Source organism: Streptomyces sp. NPDC043896, from assembly GCF_056435605.1.
The window spans coordinates 56,818-75,590 of record NZ_JBWKEE010000004.1; the positions used below are offsets into that span (position 1 = coordinate 56,818).

At 74.1% G+C, this 18,773-nt stretch carries 14 protein-coding genes; 11 read left to right on the plus strand and 3 right to left on the minus strand.

The window, feature by feature from the left end; all coding sequences use genetic code 11:
• The first annotated feature begins 19 nt into the window (after positions 1–19).
• On the plus strand, positions 20–742 hold the full coding sequence (locus tag AC069X_RS06795) for a class III extradiol dioxygenase subunit B-like domain-containing protein (protein WP_478725871.1): 723 nt from the start codon (positions 20–22) through the stop codon (positions 740–742).
• Positions 743–842: 100 nt separating this feature from the next.
• On the opposite strand, the gene AC069X_RS06800 is transcribed toward AC069X_RS06795, so the two are convergent.
• Positions 843–1,088, minus strand: coding sequence for an antitoxin (locus AC069X_RS06800; RefSeq protein WP_478725873.1), 246 nt, complete (start codon positions 1,086–1,088; stop codon positions 843–845).
• 22 nt (positions 1,089–1,110) lie between these two features.
• Positions 1,111–1,353, minus strand: a complete 243-nt coding sequence (locus AC069X_RS06805) for a hypothetical protein (RefSeq protein ID WP_478725875.1) — start codon at positions 1,351–1,353, stop codon at positions 1,111–1,113.
• Between the two features lie 175 nt (positions 1,354–1,528).
• Here AC069X_RS06805 and miaA point away from each other — a divergent pair, with 175 nt between their 5' ends.
• The 6 genes from miaA (at position 1,529) to hflX (ending at position 9,937) form a co-directional block, all read left to right on the plus strand.
• Positions 1,529–2,467 (plus strand): tRNA (adenosine(37)-N6)-dimethylallyltransferase MiaA, encoded by a 939-nt coding sequence (miaA, locus tag AC069X_RS06810; protein WP_478725877.1) that lies wholly within the window; start codon positions 1,529–1,531, stop codon positions 2,465–2,467.
• A 105-nt stretch (positions 2,468–2,572) separates the two neighbouring features.
• Positions 2,573–3,181, plus strand: a complete 609-nt coding sequence (locus tag AC069X_RS06815) for a hypothetical protein (protein WP_478725879.1) — start codon at positions 2,573–2,575, stop codon at positions 3,179–3,181.
• A gap of 94 nt (positions 3,182–3,275) precedes the next feature.
• Positions 3,276–4,151 carry a diaminopimelate epimerase gene (gene dapF / locus AC069X_RS06820; protein WP_478725881.1) on the plus strand — a complete coding sequence of 292 codons (876 nt, stop codon included), beginning with the start codon at positions 3,276–3,278 and terminating at the stop codon, positions 4,149–4,151.
• Positions 4,152–4,291: 140 nt separating this feature from the next.
• Positions 4,292–6,367, plus strand: a complete 2,076-nt coding sequence (locus AC069X_RS06825) for a RelA/SpoT family protein (RefSeq protein ID WP_478725883.1) — start codon at positions 4,292–4,294, stop codon at positions 6,365–6,367.
• A gap of 314 nt (positions 6,368–6,681) precedes the next feature.
• Positions 6,682–8,190 (plus strand): M1 family metallopeptidase, encoded by a 1,509-nt coding sequence (locus AC069X_RS06830; protein ID WP_478725885.1) that lies wholly within the window; start codon positions 6,682–6,684, stop codon positions 8,188–8,190.
• A gap of 241 nt (positions 8,191–8,431) precedes the next feature.
• Positions 8,432–9,937 carry a GTPase HflX gene (gene hflX, locus AC069X_RS06835; protein ID WP_478725887.1) on the plus strand — a complete coding sequence of 502 codons (1,506 nt, stop codon included), beginning with the start codon at positions 8,432–8,434 and terminating at the stop codon, positions 9,935–9,937.
• 130 nt (positions 9,938–10,067) lie between these two features.
• Here hflX and AC069X_RS06840 read toward each other — a convergent pair whose 3' ends face one another.
• Positions 10,068–11,243, minus strand: a complete 1,176-nt coding sequence (locus AC069X_RS06840; protein WP_478725888.1) for a trypsin-like serine peptidase — start codon at positions 11,241–11,243, stop codon at positions 10,068–10,070.
• 517 nt (positions 11,244–11,760) lie between these two features.
• Here AC069X_RS06840 and AC069X_RS06845 point away from each other — a divergent pair.
• The 4 genes from AC069X_RS06845 (at position 11,761) to AC069X_RS06860 (ending at position 18,745) form a co-directional block, all read left to right on the plus strand.
• Positions 11,761–13,035 (plus strand): diaminobutyrate--2-oxoglutarate transaminase family protein, encoded by a 1,275-nt coding sequence (locus AC069X_RS06845; protein ID WP_478726348.1) that lies wholly within the window; start codon positions 11,761–11,763, stop codon positions 13,033–13,035.
• A 1,067-nt stretch (positions 13,036–14,102) separates the two neighbouring features.
• On the plus strand, positions 14,103–15,971 hold the full coding sequence (locus AC069X_RS06850; RefSeq protein ID WP_478726350.1) for an IucA/IucC family protein: 1,869 nt from the start codon (positions 14,103–14,105) through the stop codon (positions 15,969–15,971).
• Between the two features lie 31 nt (positions 15,972–16,002).
• Positions 16,003–16,677: a GNAT family N-acetyltransferase gene (locus tag AC069X_RS06855; RefSeq protein WP_478725890.1), complete on the plus strand. Its 675-nt coding sequence runs from the start codon at positions 16,003–16,005 to the stop codon at positions 16,675–16,677.
• A 211-nt stretch (positions 16,678–16,888) separates the two neighbouring features.
• A complete protein-coding gene (locus tag AC069X_RS06860; protein ID WP_478725892.1) occupies positions 16,889–18,745 on the plus strand; it encodes an IucA/IucC family protein in 1,857 nt (618 codons plus the stop codon).
• Positions 18,746–18,773: the final 28 nt, after the last annotated feature.

The following is an 18,773-nucleotide window of genomic DNA, read 5'->3' on the forward strand; positions in this document are numbered from 1 at the left end:
GGCGGCTAGGCTGCGGATCATGCTCGTAGCCGCCGCCGTCTGCCCCGCCCCGCCGCTCCTCGTGCCGGAGGTCGCCGCGGGCGCCGCCGCCGAACTCGACGACGCCCGCACCGCCTGCTCCGACGCGCTGGCCGTGCTCGCCGCCGCCCGGCCCGACCTGCTGGTCGTGGTCGGCGCGGCCGCCGAGGGCGGTGGGTACGACCAGGGCACCCCCGGCGGCTTCGCCGGCTTCGGCGTGGACCTGACCGTGACCCTGGGCCCGGACCTCGGCGAGCCGCCGAGCGGCCAGGCCACCGGGAGCACCCTCCCGGTCTCCCTCGCGGTCGGCGGCTGGCTGCTCGGGCAGGCCCGCTGGGCGGCCGCCCCGGTCGCCGGCGTGGCCGTCGCCGCGGACCTCCCGCCCGGCGGCTGCGGCCTCCTCGGCGCGGACCTGGGCCGTTCCGCCGAACGTGTGGCCATGCTGGTGCTGGGCGACGGCAGCGCCTGCCGCACCCTGAAGGCTCCCGGCTACCTGGACGAGCGCGCCGCGGGCTTCGACGCGGCCGCCGCCCGGGCGCTCGGCACCGCCGACACGGCCGCCCTCGCCGCGATCGACGCCGGGCTCGCGGCCGAACTCCAGGCCGCCGGCCGGGCCCCGTGGCAGGTCCTCGCCGGGGCCGCCGAGGGCGCGGGCCTGGACGGCCGGCTGCTGTACGAGGACGCCCCGTACGGCGTGGGCTACTTCGTGGCCGCCTGGTCGTAGCGGCCGCGGCCGCCGGGGCCGCCGCGCGCACCCGTACGCGTACGCACGCACGGGGAAGGGGCGCGGGACCGGCCGGTCCCGCGCCCTCCGCGGTACCGCGTCAGGAGGCGGCCGGCGGCGTCGGCCCGCCGGGGTTGTCCTTGTGCGCGATCTTGCCCAGGGCGTCCTTCGCCTTGTCCGCGCCGGTCGTGATCCGGGCGCTGTACTTGCCATGGGTCTTGGAGTCCACGACCTTGGCGACCTTGTCCAGGCCCTCGCCGATCCTGCCCTCGTGCTGCTGCGCGAGGTCGCCGACCTTGTCCTTCGCCGGGGCGAGCTTGGCCTTCAGATTGTCCATGAACCCCATGGGGCACCTTCCAGTGGCGTGACTACGTGCGGGCGCCCTCACCGGCCTCGCTGTCCGCTGCCGCCTCCGCCGACTGCTGCTTGGGGATCTCCACGGCCTCGGCCGCCGCAGTCCCGGCCGCCGCAGTCCCGGCTGCCTCAGCCTCCTCGGCCCGCTCGGCCGGTTCGGCTTCCGCTTCCAGCGCCTCCGCCGCTCCGGCCTCGGCGGCGGCCTGTTCGGCCGCTACCTCGTCCTTGCGACGAAAAATCCGGTCAAAAACGCCCATGTCTACTCCCATAACGTTACTCGTGCGGGTGAAGTTCCGCCCTGGCCGGAACGGCCTCCACCAGATGCGCGCCAGGCGCACGCCGGGCCGGAACCTCTTCAGGGCAACGACCCCGCCCACACCCCGTCACCTCACCCGATCGGGTACATGCCGCCGGGTTTGCGAGACTGTGTCGGTGAGCAATGCAGCCCCCGCCCCGCGCGTCATCGCCGTCGTCGGTCCCACCGCGGCAGGAAAGTCCGACCTGGGCGTCGCCCTGGCCCGCCACTTCGACGGCGAGGTCGTCAACGCCGACTCCATGCAGCTCTACCGGGGGATGGACATCGGCACCGCCAAGCTGACGCCCGCCGAGCGCGGTGGAGTCCCGCACCACCTCCTCGACATCTGGGACGTCACCGAGACCGCGAGCGTCGCCGAGTACCAGCGCCTCGCCCGCGCCGAGATCGACAAACTGCTCGCCCAGGGCCGCACCCCCGTCCTCGTCGGCGGATCCGGCCTCTACGTGCGCGGCGCGCTCGACGCCATGGAGTTCCCCGGCACCGACCCCGAGGTCCGGGCCCGGCTGGAGGAGGAGGCCACCCTGCGCGGCCCCGGAGCCCTGCACGCCCGCCTCGCCGCCGCCGACCCGGCCGCGGCCGCCGCGATCCTCCCCAGCAACGGCCGCCGCATCGTCCGGGCCCTGGAGGTCATCGAGATCACCGGCAAGCCCTTCACCGCCAACCTGCCCGGCCACGAATCCGTCTACGAGACCGTCCAGATCGGCGTGGACGTGGCCCGCCCCGAACTCGACGAGCGGATCGCCACGCGCGTGGACCGCATGTGGGAGGACGGGCTCGTCGACGAGGTCCGCGCGCTGGAGGCCCAGGGCCTGCGCGAGGGCATCACCGCCTCCCGCGCCCTCGGCTACCAGCAGGTGCTCGCCGCCCTCGCGGGGGAGTGCACCGAGGACGAGGCCCGCGCCGAGACCGTCCGCGCCACCAAGCGCTTCGCCCGCCGCCAGGACTCCTGGTTCCGCCGTGATCCCCGCGTCCACTGGCTCAGCGGCGCCGCCGCCGACCGGGGGGAACTCCCCCGACTCGCGCAGTCGTTGGTCGAACGAGCGGTCACAGCCTGATCACGTGATGGCATCGGGAAGCCCCGTGTGCCCGTCGCGGGCCCGGGTCCGTGCCATCATCAAACTTCTGAACAGTGGCGTACGAAGTCCGAGTGGGGAGGGCGCGTGGCTATGGAGGCCGGCCCTCGGAACACCGGGCGGGACGACACCAGGCAGGAAGCGGACCCGATGCTTCACAACGGGCCCGGCGAGCCCGGCACGTCCGTCGGCCCCGGCACGTCCGGCAGCCCCGGCGAACCGGACGCCCCGGCGGGCGCCGACGGCCCCGGCACCCCCGCGGGCGCCGACGCCGACGGCCTCGGGCTGCCCGCCGAACCGGCCCGCCTGAGCCCCGACGGCCCCGATGCCCCGGAGCCCGGCGCGGAAGCGGGCGGCCCCGAGTTCGAGGTCGAGCTGCGCCCGCAGCGCCGCCTGCGTCTCTGGCAGATCGCCCCCATCGTGATGCTGGCCGCCGCCGGCTCCCTGATGTTCGCCTTCCCCCTCGCCTTCGAGTTCGGGGACGGCGGAGCCGTCGTCGCCATGCTCGGCTTCCTCATCAGCTGCTGCGCGGGCGGCTGGGGCATGATGGCCGCGCGCCGCGTCGGCTACACCTGGCCCGGGCTGCCGCCGCGCGGCAGCGGCCGCCGCCCCGACTGGCGGATGGCCGCGCTGTACGCGCTGGTCGCGCTGGCCGTCGTGGGACTCGCCGTCTACCGGGTCGCGCGGCTGCGCTGACCGCCCCGGCCGGGCGCGGCACCCTGCCCGCCACGGCCTGACCGCATGCTGATCCCGCAGGTCGCGGCCCCGGCCGGCTCGGTACCATGGGCGGGTGACGCACACCACCCTCTCCTTCCTCAAGGGTCACGGGACCGAGAACGACTTCGTGATCGTCCCGGACCCGGACAACGCCATCGACCTGCCCCCGACCGCCGTCGCCGCCCTGTGCGACCGCCGGGCCGGCATCGGAGCCGACGGTGTGCTGCACGTGGTCCGCTCCGCCGCCCACCCCGAGTCCGCCCACATGGCCGACGAGGCCGAGTGGTTCATGGACTACCGCAACAGCGACGGCTCCGTCGCCGAGATGTGCGGCAACGGCGTCCGCGTCTTCGCCCGCTACCTCCAGCACGCCGGCCACGTCGAGCCCGGCGACCTCGCCGTCGCCACCCGCGGCGGCGTCAAGCGGGTCCACCTCGACAAGACCGGGGACGTCACCGTCTCCATGGGCCGCGCACTGCTCCCCGAGGGCGACGTCACCGTCTCCGTCGGCGAGCGCTCCTGGCCCGCGCGCAACGTGAACATGGGGAACCCGCACGCCGTCGCGTTCGTTGAAAGCCTCGACCACGCCGGCAACCTGTACGACCCCCCGCCGTTCAGCCCCGCCTCCGCCTACCCCACCGGGGTCAACGTCGAGTTCGTCGTCGACCGCGGCCCGCGGCACGTCGCCATGCGCGTCCACGAGCGCGGCTCCGGCGAGACCCGCTCCTGCGGCACCGGCGCCTGCGCCGTCGCCGTCGCCGCCATCCGCCGGGACGGCGCCGACCCCGCCACCACCGGCGAGCCCGTCGCGTACACCGTCGACCTGCCCGGCGGTACCCTCGTCATCACCGAACACCCCGACGGGCGCGTCGACATGACCGGACCGGCCGTCATCGTGGCCTCCGGAGAGTTCGAAGCCGCCTGGCTCACCGAAACGGCCTTCGCCTGAGGATTCCCTCTCATGGGTGATCCGTTTCACGCTGAGCGAGAGGTGGACTGCGCCACGTGGTGGGGTCGGTAACATCAGGCACCGGCCCTGAGGGCTCACCCCATGCCCGCCACCGCCGGTCGAAGCCGCCGGAGGTGCCCATGAGTGCAGAGGCCACAAACCCCGAAGCCCATGCCGAGATGCGCCCTGAGCTGCGCAGACGAGGCCGAAGCCGACTCGATCTGCGCCGCCTGGGGCGAGCGGCGCTGCTCGGGCCGACATCCCGCGACCGCCTGCCGGACGCCATCGGACACGTGGCGGAAGCCCACCGTGCCCACCATCCGGACGCCGATCTGTCCATTCTGCGGAAGGCCTATCTCCTCGCGGAGCACTCCCACCGCGGCCAGATGCGCAAGAGCGGCGAGCCGTACATCACACACCCGCTCGCCGTCACCCTCATCCTCGCCGAACTCGGCGCCGAGACCACCACCCTGACGGCCTCTCTCCTCCACGACACCGTCGAGGACACCGATGTGACCCTCGAACAGGTCCGGGAGGAATTCGGCGACGAGGTCTGCTTCATCGTCGACGGCGTCACCAAGGTCGAGAAGATCGACTACGGCGCGGCCGCCGAACCGGAAACCTTCCGCAAGATGCTCGTCGCCACCGGCAACGACGTCCGCGTCATGTCCATCAAACTCGCCGACCGGCTCCACAACATGCGCACCCTCGGCGTGATGCGCCCCGAGAAACAGGCACGCATCGCCAAGGTCACCCGCGACGTCCTGATCCCCCTCGCCGAACGCCTCGGCGTCCAGGCACTCAAGACCGAACTGGAAGACCTCGTCTTCGCGATCCTCCACCCCGAGGAGTACGAGCACACCCGCGCCCTCATCGCCGCCCAGGCGGGCGCCGACGACCCCCTCGCCGCCATCGCCGAATCCGTACGCGCCGTCCTGCGCGACGCCGGCATCACCGCCGAGGTCCAGGTACGGCCCCGGCACTTCGTCTCTCTCCACCGCATCTCCCGCCAGCGCGGCGAACTGCGCGGCTCCGACTTCGGCCGCATCCTCGTCCTCGTCGCCGAGAACGCCGACTGCTACGGGGTCCTCGGTGAACTCCACACCTGCTTCACCCCGGTCGTCTCGGAGTTCAAGGACTTCATCGCCGTCCCGAAGTTCAACCTCTACCAGTCGCTGCACACCGCCGTCGCCGTCCCCGAGGGGTACGTCGCCGAAGTCATCGTCCGCACCCGCCAGATGCACCGCGTGGCCGAAGCCGGCGTCGTCGCCCTCGGCAACCCGTACGCCACCGGCGAGCCCGCCGCCGACAGCGACGAGGAACGCGTCGACCCCACCCGCCCCGGCTGGCTCTCCCGGCTCCTCGACTGGCAGCAGTCCGCACCCGACCCCGACACCTTCTGGAGCGTGCTGCGCGCCGAACTCGCCCAGGACCGGGAGATCACCGTCTTCCGCGCCGACGGAGGGACGCTCGGCCTGCCGGCCGGAGCCAGCTGTATCGACGCCGCCTACGCCCAGCACGGCGAAGCGGCCCACGGCTGTATCGGCGCCCGGGTCAACGGGCGCCTCACCTCCCTCTCCTCCCCGCTCTCCGACGGCGACACCGTCCAGCTGCTCCTCGCGCAGGACGCCTCCTCCGGCCCCGCCCCCGACTGGCTGGAACACGCCCGGACCCCGGCCGCCCGGATCGCCATCGGCAGCTGGCTCCAGTCCCACCCCGACGGCCCCGGCCCCGCCACCGCGGCGCCCCGCGCACCGCTGTCCGTACCCGGGCTGCGCGGCGGCGGGGGCAACGCCGTCGCCGACCTGCCCGACGCGCACGTCCGGCTCGCCGGCTGCTGCACCCCCGTACCTCCGGACGCGGTCGCCGGGTTCGTCGTACGCGGCGGCGCCGTCACCGTGCACCGCGTCCACTGCCCGGCCGTGGCCCAGATGCGCTCCGTCGGCCGCACCTCGGTCGCCGTGCACTGGCGGGCCACCGCGGACTGCCGGGTCACCCTGAACGCCGAATCGTTCGGCCGCCCCCACCTGCTGGCCGACCTGACCGAGGCCATCGCCCGGCTGGGCGTCGAGGTGGTCTCCGCCACCGTGGAGCCGCCCGTGGAGCAGCGGGTGCGGCACAGCTACACCCTCCAGCTGCCCGACGCGGCCGTACTGCCCGCGCTGATGCGGGCGATGCGGGACGTACCCGGCGTGTACGACGTCAGCCGGGTGTAGGGGAACGGCGCCCGACCCGGGGCGGAGCGGAACCAGGGGGATGAAGGCTTACGGGGACGGAAGACCGGGGGATGACGGGGGAGCAGGGGTACAGGGGGATCCGGGGTACGACGGGGGGCCGCCCGGCTTCCGGGGGCTCCGCCGGGGGTGTGCCGGGGCGCACAGGGGAAGGCCGACCGGCCGGACGGGGACCACGGCGCGCGGGGCGCACGCGGGGGCGCACGCGATCCGGTGCCCGGCCCGGACTCCCCGTTCGGGTGGCGTCGTCGCGCGCCGCTCGCGGGTCCGTGATACGCGCTGGTAAGCGGTGGTGGATGCAGCTCACCTCCCCGCGCCTGCGCGCCTCCCTGCTCGCCGCGGCCTCGCTCACCCTCGTCGCCGCCGTGCTTCCCCCGCCGAAGCCGCTCGGCATCGGCGACCGGCTTTTCCCCGAGCTGGGCAACCCCGGCTACGACGTCCTCTCGTACGACCTGTCCCTCACGTACAAGGACAACCGCAGCCCCCTCGACGCCGTCACCGCCATCGAAGCCCGCAGCCTGGAACCGCTGGAGCGGGTCAACCTCGACTTCACCCACGGAACGGTCGCCTCCGTCGAGGTCAACGGGCAGCCCGCGCGCTTCGAGTCCGCCGGGGAGGACCTCGTACTCACCCCCGCGCACCCGGTGCCGGCCGGCACACCGCTGCGCATCACGGTCCGGCACACCAGCGACCCGCGCGGCAGGGCCTCGGACGGCGGGTGGGTCGTCACCGAGGACGGCCTGGCCATGGCCAACCAGGCCGACGCCGCCCACCGGGTCTTCCCCTGCAACGACCACCCCGCCGACAAGGCCTACTTCACCTTCCGCGTCACCGCCCCCGCGGGGTACACGGCCGTCGCCAACGGGCTGCCCGGCGCCCTCCCCGCCGCGCGGGCGGCCGGCGCGACCGAGTGGACGTACCGGACCCTGCACCCGATGGCCACCGAGCTGGCCCAGGTCTCCATCGGCCGCTCCGCCGTCCTCCACCGCACCGGACCGCACGGCCTGCCGCTGCGCGACGTGGTGCCCGCCGCCGACCGGGAGCGGCTGGAACCGTGGCTGGCCAAGACCGCCGGACACGTGGCGTGGATGGAGGAGCGCGTCGGCCGCTACCCCTTCGAGAACTACGGGGTGCTGATCGCCCGCGCCAAGACGGGCTTCGAGCTGGAGACCCAGACCCTCTCGCTCTTCGAGCACGGCCTGTTCGCGGGGGAGGCGGCCGGCTACCCGGAGTGGTACGTGGAGTCCGTCATGGTCCACGAGCTCGCCCACCAGTGGTTCGGCGACAGCGTGACCCCGCGGACGTGGTCCGACCTGTGGCTCAACGAGGGGCACGCCACCTGGTACGAGGCCCTGTACGCCGACGGGCTCGGCAAGTACCCCCTGGAGCGGCGGATGCGCGAGGCCTACCAGCGCTCCGACCAGTGGCGGGCCCAGGGCGGCCCCCCGGCGGCCCCGAAGGCGGCCCCGCCCGGCGAGAAGATCGGCCTGTTCCGGCCCGCCGTCTACGACGGGGCCGCGCTGATCCTCTACGCCCTGCGCCAGGAGATCGGCGCCGGGGCCTTCGACCGGGTCGAGCGGCGCTGGGTGGCGGAGCACAAGGACGGGATCGCGGGCACGGAGGACTTCGTACGGCTGGCCTCGGAGGAGGCCGGACGCGACCTCACGGCCTTCCTGCGGCCGTGGCTGTACGGGGAGACCACCCCCGCGATGCCCGGGCACCCGGAGTGGGGCGGCCCTGCGTCCTCCCCGGTGGGCCCTGCGGCGGGGCCGGCGGCTCAGGCACCTGCCCCGGGGAAGCCGTAGCGGCGAAAACGGTATGACGGCCGGGGAACGGGCATGACACCATCGACGAGGTCGGCCGGACACCCGGGGGCTCCTGTTCCGGAGCTCTTGGCCCGGTAATCCTCCCGGGGAATCACCGGACCGGACCACGCGTTGGACATGACAGTGTTATGTCACGTACAGCGGTACCTTTGGCCCTGGCTGAACCGGCCGGGCGTCGGAACCGGCCGGCGCGACACCATCGAATCGACGTAAGGATCCAATGACCTCCTCTTCTTCCCCTTCCCAGGACCCGCGGGACGCGCAGAACGTGCGGGACCCGCAGAGCTTCACCGAGAGCCTTCGGGCCGATGCCCTGATGGAAGAGGACGTCGCCTGGAGCCACGAGATCGACGGCGAGCGGGACGGCGACCAGTTCGACCGCTCCGACCGCGCGGCCCTGCGCCGCGTGGCCGGTCTCTCGACCGAGCTCGAGGACGTCACCGAGGTCGAGTACCGCCAGCTCCGCCTGGAGCGCGTGGTCCTCGTCGGTGTCTGGACCTCCGGCACCGTCGGCGACGCCGAGAACTCCCTCGCGGAGCTCGCGGCCCTCGCCGAGACCGCGGGCGCCCTCGTCCTCGACGGTGTGATGCAGCGCCGCGACAAGCCCGACCCGGCCACCTTCATCGGTTCCGGCAAGGCCCGCGAGCTGCGCGACATCGTGCTCGAGAGCGGAGCCGACACCGTCGTCTGCGACGGTGAGCTCAGCCCCGGCCAGCTCATCGCGCTCGAAGACGTGGTCAAGGTCAAGGTCGTCGACCGGACCGCCCTCATCCTCGACATCTTCGCCCAGCACGCCAAGTCCCGAGAGGGCAAGGCGCAGGTCGCACTCGCGCAGATGCAGTACATGCTGCCGCGACTGCGCGGCTGGGGTCAGTCGCTGTCCCGCCAGATGGGCGGCGGCGGCGGTGGCGGCATGGCCACCCGAGGCCCCGGTGAGACCAAGATCGAGACCGACCGGCGCCGCATCCGCGAGAAGATGGCCAAGATGCGCCGGGAGATCGCGGACATGAAGACCGGCCGGGACATCAAGCGGCAGGAACGACGCCGCAACAAGATCCCCTCGGTCGCCATCGCCGGCTACACCAACGCCGGCAAGTCCTCCCTGCTCAACCGCCTGACGGGCGCGGGCGTCCTGGTGGAGAACGCACTGTTCGCCACCCTCGACCCGACCGTCCGCCGGGCCGAGACCCCCTCCGGCCGCGTCTACACCCTGGCCGACACGGTGGGCTTCGTCCGGCACCTGCCCCACCACCTCGTCGAGGCGTTCCGCTCCACGATGGAGGAGGTCGGCGACTCCGACCTCATCCTGCACATCGTCGACGGCTCGCACCCGGCGCCGGAGGAGCAGCTGGCGGCGGTGCGCGAGGTCATCCGCGAGGTCGGCGCGGTCGACGTGCCCGAGATCGTGGTGATCAACAAGGCGGACGCCGCGGACCCGCTGGTCCTCCAGCGGCTGCTGCGCATCGAGAAGCACTCCATCGCCGTCTCGGCCCGCACCGGCCAGGGCATCGAGGAACTCCTCGCGCTCATCGACGCCGAACTGCCCCGGCCCGCCGTCGAGGTGGAGGCCCTCGTGCCCTACACCCGCGGCGGACTGGTCGCCCGGGCCCACGCCGAGGGCGAGGTGATCTCCGAGGAGCACACCCCGGAGGGCACCCTGCTCAAGGCGCGGGTCCACCAGGAACTGGCGGCGGAGCTGGCACCGTACGTGCCCGCGAAGCAGTAGCAGGAGCAGGAGCAGGAGCGGTGTGGGGAGCGGCGGCGTTCACGTCGCCGCTCCTGCCGCTCTCATGACGGAGGGCCCCCGCAGCAGCGGGGGCCCTCCGTCATGAGAGCGGGTCAGGCCCGCCCGCCACCTACTTGAACTTGGCGCTCACCGCGTCGTAGATGCCCTTGGCCTCCGGACCCAGCCTGGGCCCGGCCAGCCAGCCGGCCTTCGCCGGACCGATCGAGGTGTTCGACACCAGCGCCGGCTTGCCGTCGGCACCCGTCGCGACCCAGCCGCCACCCGAGGAACCGCCCGTCATGGTGCAGCCGATCCGGTACATCACCGGATCCGCCTGCTGCAGCGCCAGCCGGCCCGGCTTGTCCGCGCACTGATACGCCTTCTGCCCGTCGAACGGAGCAGCCGCCGGGTAACCCGTCGCCGTGATGCTCGCGACCTTGCCCACCGCCGGAGCGTTGAACTCCACCGGCAGCGCCGTACCGACCGTCTCCTCCAGCGACTTGCCGCCGCCCTTCTCCGGCGTCACGTGCAGCACCGCGAAGTCGTACGGGGCACCCGCGCCGCCCGTCGGACCGCCCGTCGCGATCCACTGGTCGGACGTCTGCGCCCAGTCGCTCCACCACACGCCGTACGGGGCGACCTGCTCGCGCGGCGCGCCCTTGAGCGCGGCCGCCGGCTTGCCCGCGTTGTTGTAGGAGGGGACGAAGGCGATGTTGCGGTACCAGCCGCCGGCCTTGCCCGCGTGCACGCAATGGCCCGCCGTCCACACCATGTTGGACTTGCCGGGGCGGGCGGGGTCCTTCACCACGGTCGCCGAGCAGACCATCGAGCCCTCGGGTCCGTCGAAGAAGACCTTGCCGGACGCCGGAACGCTCGTGTGGTACGGAGAAGCCGCGGGCTTCGCGGCCACGGCCGCCGGGGTCGGGTCGGTGACACCCTGGTCCTTGCCCGCGTCCGGGTCGACGGCGGGACGCTGCGGCTGCTCCGCGTCACGCATCCGGTCCGGGTCCCACAGACCGTCGATGATCGGGTTGACGTAGTCGCCCGCCTCGCGGAGCCAGTCCTCCTTCTTCCAGTTCTTCCACGCACCCCCCTTCCACTTCTCCAGGTCGAAGCCGTGCTGCTTGAGCTTGTCCTTCAGCTCGTCCGGAATCTTGAAGCCCTCCGCGGCGCCGGACGGCGGGGGCGCGGCCACGGTCGGCTTGGCATCGGCGCCGGACTCACCGTCGCCGGGTCCGCAGGCCGAGGCGCTCAGCGCGAGCGCGGCCACGCAGAGGATCGCGGTGACCGGTCGGTTCGGTCGCATGTCGTAAGTCCCCCTGGAGTTTCGAGGTGTTGAGACGGAGTCGATCGGGGTGGATCGCAGCACCCCACTATGCCGCCGAGGCATAAGACGGCGGGCCCCGGGTCGGCGGTTCCTGCCGCGGCACCCCGTCCGACCGCAAGGATCTTCGGACGACCCGTGATCCGAAGCCGTCACCGTCGTTGGTACGTACGGGGGATGGTGCAGCAGCGTTCGTGTTCGAGGCGCAATCCGGAAGAGCAACCGTGCGGGAGGACCGACAGTCGTGGCCGTGACCGAACCGACCGCAGCCGCGGCACAGACCTCGTCGGCGGCACCGTCAGCGGCCCCGCCGGATGCGCCGGCGCCGCCCGGGGCTCCGTCGGCGCGGCCCGGGGCTCCGTCGGCGCGGCCCGGAGCCCTGCCGGCGCCCGGGGCTCCGTCGGTGTCGGCCGGGGTGAGGACCGCCCACCGGGTTCCGGCCCATCCGCCGGAACAGGTACCCGCGCAGGGCGGACGGGGCCCCGCCTCGGCAGAGGGCATCCTGCGCAGGCAGGCGCTGCGGGAGTCCGCCGCCCGGACCTACGCCCGCTCACTGCCCATCGTCCCCGTGCGGGCCCGGGGCCTGACGATCGAAGGCGCCGACGGGCGGCGCTACCTCGACTGCCTCTCCGGCGCCGGTACCCTCGCCCTCGGGCACAACCACCCCGTCGTCCTCGAAGCCATCCGCGGGGTCCTCGACTCCGGAGCCCCCCTGCACGTCCTCGACCTGGCCACCCCCGTCAAGGACGCCTTCACCACCGAGCTGTTCGAGAACCTGCCCGCCGGGCTCGCCGCCGACGCCCGCGTGCAGTTCTGCGGGCCCGCCGGGACCGACGCCGTCGAAGCGGCGCTGAAACTGGTCCGCGCCGCCACCGGACGCACCGGGCTGCTCACCTTCACCGGGGCGTACCACGGCATGACCGCCGGAGCCCTCGACGCGTCGGGCGGCGCCACCGACGTACGGGTCACCCGGCTGCCCTACCCGCAGGACCACCGCTGCCCGTTCGGGATCGGCGGCGCCGAGGGCGCGCGCCTCGGCGCCCGCTGGACCGAAAGCCTGCTCGACGACCCCAAGGGCGGGGTGCCGACACCCGCCGCCATGATCGTCGAGCCGGTGCAGGGCGAGGGCGGGGTCCACCCGGCCCCCGACGCCTGGCTGCGCCGGATGCGGGAGATCACCGAGGCCCGGGGCATCCCGCTGATCGCGGACGAGGTGCAGACCGGAGTGGGCCGCACCGGAGCCTTCTGGGGCGTCGACCATGCCGGGGTGGTCCCCGACGTGATGGTCCTGTCCAAGGCCATCGGCGGCAGCCTGCCGCTCGCCGTCATCGTCTACCGGGCCGGACTGGACGTCTGGGCCCCCGGCGCCCACGCCGGAACGTTCCGCGGGAACCAGCTCGCCATGGCCGCGGGCACCGCCACCCTCGCCTACGTCCGCCGCAACGGCCTGGCCGAGCGTGCGGCGGTCCTCGGCGAGCGGATGCTGACGGCCCTCCGCGGCCTGGCCGCGGACCAGCCGTGCGTCGGCGACGTCCGGGGCCGCGGCCTGATGATCGGCGTCGAGCTCGTCGACCCCGACACCGGCGCCGCAGCACCCGCCCTCGCCGCCGCGGTGCGCCGGGAGTGCCTCGACCGGGGCCTGATCGTCGAACTCGGAGGCCGCCACTCCAGCGTCGTCCGCCTCCTGCCCCCGCTGACCCTGACCGACGAACAGGCCGCGGCCGTCCTGGACCGGCTGGCCGACTCCATCCCCGCCGCCCGACGGCCCCGCTGACCGCACCCGAAGGACCCCCGATGCCCGACCCCTCCACCACCCCCCGCCCCGACGACCCGCCCACGCGCCCCCCGACACCCCCCACCCCCCTGGCCCCACCCCCGGCCGCCCTCCCCCCAACCCCAGCCGCCCCGCCCCCCGCAGGGCAGGCCGCCCCGGTCCCTCCGCCGGGACTCCCGCCCGCCCCCGCCCCCGTCGCCTCGGCCGTGCCTCCTGCCGCCTCTGCCCCGGCCCCTGCGGAGCCAGCCGCAGCCCCTGCCTCCGCCTTCTTCGCCCCGGCCCCGGCCCCTCCGGAGCCCGCTGCCCCTGCCTCCCTCGCCCCGGCCCCGGTTCCTCCGGAGGGGCTCCCGCCCGCCTCCGCCCCGGGGGACGCGGCCACCACCCCCGGGGCCGCCCCGGCGCAGCCCGTAGCGGCCCCCACCGCATTCCCCGCCCACCCGCCGGGACTCCGTGCTCCCCACACCCCGATCCCCCCGGCCGTGCCTCCCACCTCCCTCGCCGCCGCCCCGGTCAACCCCATGGGGCTCCCGCCCGCCCCCGCCCCGGGGGACGCGGCCACTACCCCCGGGGCCGCTCCGGCGCAGCCGGCCCCGGCCCCGGCGGCGCCGGCGGCAGCCCCGGCGAGCCCGGTGGCAGCGCAGGCCGGGGGAGCCGCTCGCCCGGCCCCAACCACAACGGTGTCCGCCTACCCGGCCCCGCCCGCTGCGGCCCCGGCCGCTTCCGCGTCGGCCTCCGCCCGGCCGCCGGGGGCCGCTGCTCCGGTGCCCGGCCGACCGGCCGGGGCTCCTGGCGCCCCCGCCCCGGCCCCGACCGCCCTCAGCCCGGACCCCGCCCGGCCGGCGGCCGCCGCCCCCGACCCGGCACCGGCGCAGCCCGCAGCGGCCCCCGGCGGGCCCGCGGTAGCCGCGGCGCAGCCCGACGGCGCTGTCCGGCCGGCCGAGGCCCTCCACCCCGGCGGGCCCGCGCAGCCGGAGCGGTCCGCCGCCCAGGAGCCGCCCGAGCGGTCTGCGGCATCCCCGTCGGCGGGCCGGGGTCCGGACGCGCTCGGGTGGTCCCAGCCCGGAGCGGTGCCCGCGCCCGCGCCCTCCGCGGGGCAGGCTGCCCCGGCCCACCCCCCGGCGGGCACCGTTCCCCGGCAGAAGGACGGCACCCTCCGCCCCCGGGCGGGAGGACCCGGCCCGGTCGGCCCCGAGCCGGCGGTGCTCCCCGACCTGCTGGATCACCCCGACGCGGCCATCGCCGCCGAGGCCGCGACGGTGGAGAACCTGCTGCGGTGCTGGGTCCGCGAGAGCGGCGTTGGACGCCCCGACGGGCCTGTGGGAACCCTCCTCCGCATCCCCCTTCCCGCATCCGGGACCGCACTCCTCGTCCCCGTCCGCTACTGGTCCCCGGCCGGCTCGCACCGCTTCGCGGCCGCCCGCCTCGAAGGCGCCCCCGCCCATGCCCCCGCGGTGGACGCCGTGACCCTCGCCGCCCTCCTCGCCCGCGAGGGCGACGGCCGCAGCGGCACCGACCTCGTCGGCCGGGTCGCCGACTCGGTGCGCCGCACCGCCGAGTTCATCGCCGACCGGCGCCAACGCCCCACCGCGCCCGCCCCCGTCGCCGGGGACCGCTTCCTCACCGCCGAACAGTCACTCCTCCTCGGCCACCCCCTCCAACCAGACCCCAAGAGCCGAGAAGGGCTCTCCGAAACCGAAGTACGCCACTACTCACCCGAACTCCACGGCTCCTTCCCCCTGCACTGGATCGCGGTCGCGCCCCGCGCCCTCGCGACCGACTCCGCCTGGACCGAACGCGGCCGCCCGGTCACCGCCGCGCAGCTCCTCGGCCGGCTCGTCCCCGGACTCCGGCTGCCCGCCGGCACCACCCCCCTTCCCCTGCACCCCTGGCAGGCCCGCGACCTCCTCCAGCGCCCCGCCGTCACCGCCCTCCGCGACACGGGACTCATCACCGACCTGGGCCCGTACGGCGACCCCTGGTACCCCACCTCCTCCGTCCGCACCGTCCACCGCCCCTGCACCCCCGCGATGCTCAAGCTCTCCCTCGGCCTGCGCATCACCAACTCCCGCCGCGAGAACCTCCGCAAGGAACTCCACCGCGGTGTCGAGGTGCACCGGCTCCTGCGCACCGGCCTCGCCGAGCAGTGGCAGACGGCCCACCCCGGCTTCGACATCGTGCGCGACCCCGCCTGGGTCGCCGTCGACGCCCTGGACGGCACCCCCGTCCGGGGACTCGACGCCGTGCTGCGCCACAACCCCTTCCGCTCCGACGACGACGCCGTCTGCGTCGCCGCGCTGACCTCGCTCCGCCCGTGGCCCGGCAGGACCACGATGCGCTCCCGGCTCGCCGACACCCTCAGCCGGCTCGCCCTGACCACCGGCCGACCCATCTCCGCGGTCGCCACCGAGTGGTTCCTGCGCTACCTCGACCAGGTCGTCCTGCCGGTGCTCGCCTTCGACGCGCTCGCAGGCATCGCCCTCGAAGCACACCAGCAGAACACCCTGGTGCTCCTCGACAGGTCGGGCTGGCCCGTCGGCGGCCGCTTCCGCGACAACCAGGGCTACTACTTCCGGGACTCCCGGCGCACCGAACTGGAACGCCGACTTCCCGGCATCGGCGGCATCAGTGACACCTTCGTCCCGGATGCCGTCACCGACGAACGCTTCGCCTACTACCTCGGCATCAACAACGTGATCGGCCTCATCGGAGCATTCGGATCCCAGCGGCTCGCCGACGAGCGCGTGCTCCTCGCCGCCTTCCGCCGCTTCCTCGGCAAGGCCGCGGGCCTCGGCCCCGTCCCCGCGCAGCTGCTCGACTCGCCCACCCTCCGCTGCAAGGCGAACCTCCTCACCCGCCTGGGCGGCCTCGACGAGCTCGTGGGCCCCGTCGACACCCAGTCCGTCTACGTCACCATCACCAACCCCCTCCACGACTGACGCGCTCCCACCGACACCGAGAAGAGCCCCGATGCCTCCCACGGACACGACCACAAGCTCCGCCGGCGGCCCCGCCCCCCAACCGGCCACCGCGCACCGCTACCGCGCCGGACTGCTGCCGCTGCTCGCCGAGGCGGACCTGCTGGACTCACCGGCGGGCTGGGGCGTGGCCGCCACACCGGCCGGGAGCTTCCGCCTCGAACCCGTGCGGGTGGGCAGGGACCTGGAACTGCTCACCGGCTGGATGAACGACCCGGCCGTCGAGGCCTACTGGGAACTGGGCGGCCCTCCCGCCCTCACCGCCGCCCACCTGCGGGCACAGCTCGACGGCGACGGCCACAGCATCCCCTGCCTCGGCCTGCTCGACGGCAACCCCATGAGCTACTGGGAGATCTACCGGGCCGATCTCGACCCGGTCTCCCGTCACTACCCGGCGCGCTCCCACGACACGGGTATCCACCTGCTCATCGGGGACGGCACGAACCGGGGCCGGGGCCTGGGCACGACGCTGCTGCGCGCCGTCGCCGAGCTCGTCTTCGACAACCGCCCCCGATGCACACGCGTCATCGCGGAACCGGACATTCGCAACACCCCCTCCGTATCAGCCTTCATGAATGCCGGTTTCCGCTATTCCACGGAAATCGACCTCCCCGAGAAGCGAGCGGCCCTGATGATCCGGGAGCGGGCGCTGCGCAATCTGCTCTGATCGGCGCTGCCCCTGCCATCCCGGAATCCCTGCCATCCCGGAATCCCGGCCATCCCGAAATCCCCGGCATTCCGGAATCCTGGTCATCCCCGGTCATCCAGGCCATCCCGAAACCACGGCCATCCAGAGTCAGTCGCTTCTTCGGTTCTCGTATCTCTCATCTCCAGAACTCCGCGTCGCGCCGCAAGGTTCCCGATATCCGAGGAGTCCCGTGCCGAATTCTCCCGCAGCTCCAGACTCCGCCGAGCACCCCATTCCCCCGTCACCCCAGCACCCCTGCACGCCCCCCGAACTCAACGTCCCGGCCTGGGGCTTCGCGGCACGCCGGCTGCTGGCCAAGATGCTCGGCGAGTTCGCGTACGAGGAGATCATCAGTCCGGTGCCGGCCCCCTCGGCCGCCGGCGACGCCTGGACCCTGACCCTCGACGACGGCAGCACCCTGGGCTTCCGCGCCACCCGGCGCGCCTACGGCAGCTGGCAGATCACTCCGGACACGATCACGCTGACCCCGCCGGCCCCTTCCACGGAGCCCCCGGTCGCGTTCGGGGACCCGTACGGCTTCCTCGTACGGGCCCGCACCCTCCTGCGGCTCGACGGTCCGACCCTCGGCCACCTGATCCACGAGCTCAGCTCCACCCTCGCCGCAGACGCCCGCCTCGACCACCACGCCCTCACCGCCGACGTCCTCGCCGACCTGGACTACGCGGCGCTCGAAGGACACCAGACCGGCCATCCCTGGCTCGTCCTCAACAAGGGCCGCGTCGGATGGTCCGCCGCGGACGCCGCCGCCTGGGCCCCCGAGGCGCGGACCCGGCAGCGGCTGCCGTGGCTCGCCGCCCACACCTCCCTGGCCGAGTACCGCGGCACCGGCGGCCTCGAAGACCCCGCGCGGCTCTACGCGGCCGAACTCGATCCCGTCACCCGTGCCGCGTTCGACCGCATCCTGCGCGACCGGGGCCTCGACCCGCTGCGCTACCTCTACCTGCCCGTCCACCCCTGGCAGTGGGACGAGATCGTCCTCCCCCTCTTCGCCCCCGCCCTCGCCTCCGGCGACCTGGTACCGCTCCCCGCCGACCCCGACGACCGGATCCCGCAGCAGTCGATCCGGACCTTCCTCAACCTCACCCGCCCCGACCGCCACAGCGTCAAGCTCCCCCTGTCGGTCTTCAACACCACCGTGTGGCGCGGCCTGCCCAGCGACCTCAGCCTCGCCGCGCCCGCCGTCACCTCCTGGATCCACTCGATCCGCGACGCCGACCCCTTCCTCCGGGACGAGTGCCGGGTGGTCCTGCTGGGCGAGGTCGCCTCGGTCACCGTCCGCCACCCCGTGTACGACCGGCTCCCCGAGGTCCCCTATCAGTACAAGGAGCTGCTGGGGGCGATCTGGCGGGAGCCGCTGGCCGGCCGGCTCGACCCCGGCGAGCGGGCCCGCACCCTCGCCTCCCTCCTCCACGTCGACCCGCGCGGCCGTTCCTTCACCGCCGAGCTGGTCGCCCGCTCCGGTCTCGGCGCCGAGGCCTGGCTGCGCCGGCTCTTCGCCGCCCTGCTGCCGCCGCTGCTGCACTTCCTCTACCGCTACGGCACGGTGTTCTCCCCGCACGGCGAGAACACCGTCGTGATCTTCGACGGGCACGACGTCCCCGTCCGGCTCGCGGTCAAGGACTTCGTGGACGACGTCAACATCAGCAGGATGCCGCTGCCGGAGCACGCGTCCATGCCCGACGAGGTCCGGGCGGCGCTGCTCACGGAGCCGCCGGGCTTCCTCACCCAGTTCATCCACTCCGGACTGTTCGTCGGCGTCTTCCGCTACCTGTCCGCCCTGTGCGACGACGGGCTCGGAGTGCCCGAGAGCACGTTCTGGTCCCTCGTCCGGGCGGAGATCCTCCACCACCAGGCCCGCTTCCCGGAGGACAAGGACCGCCACCGGCTCTTCGACCTGCTGACGGAACGCATCGACCGGCTCTGCCTCAACCGCAACCGGCTCCACGCGGACGGCTACCGCGACCGGCCGGACCGCCCGAGCGCCGTCGTCCACGGCACCGTCCCCAACCCCCTGCACGGCCCCTGAAGAGTGATCGATGCGGTCGCTGTCGGTG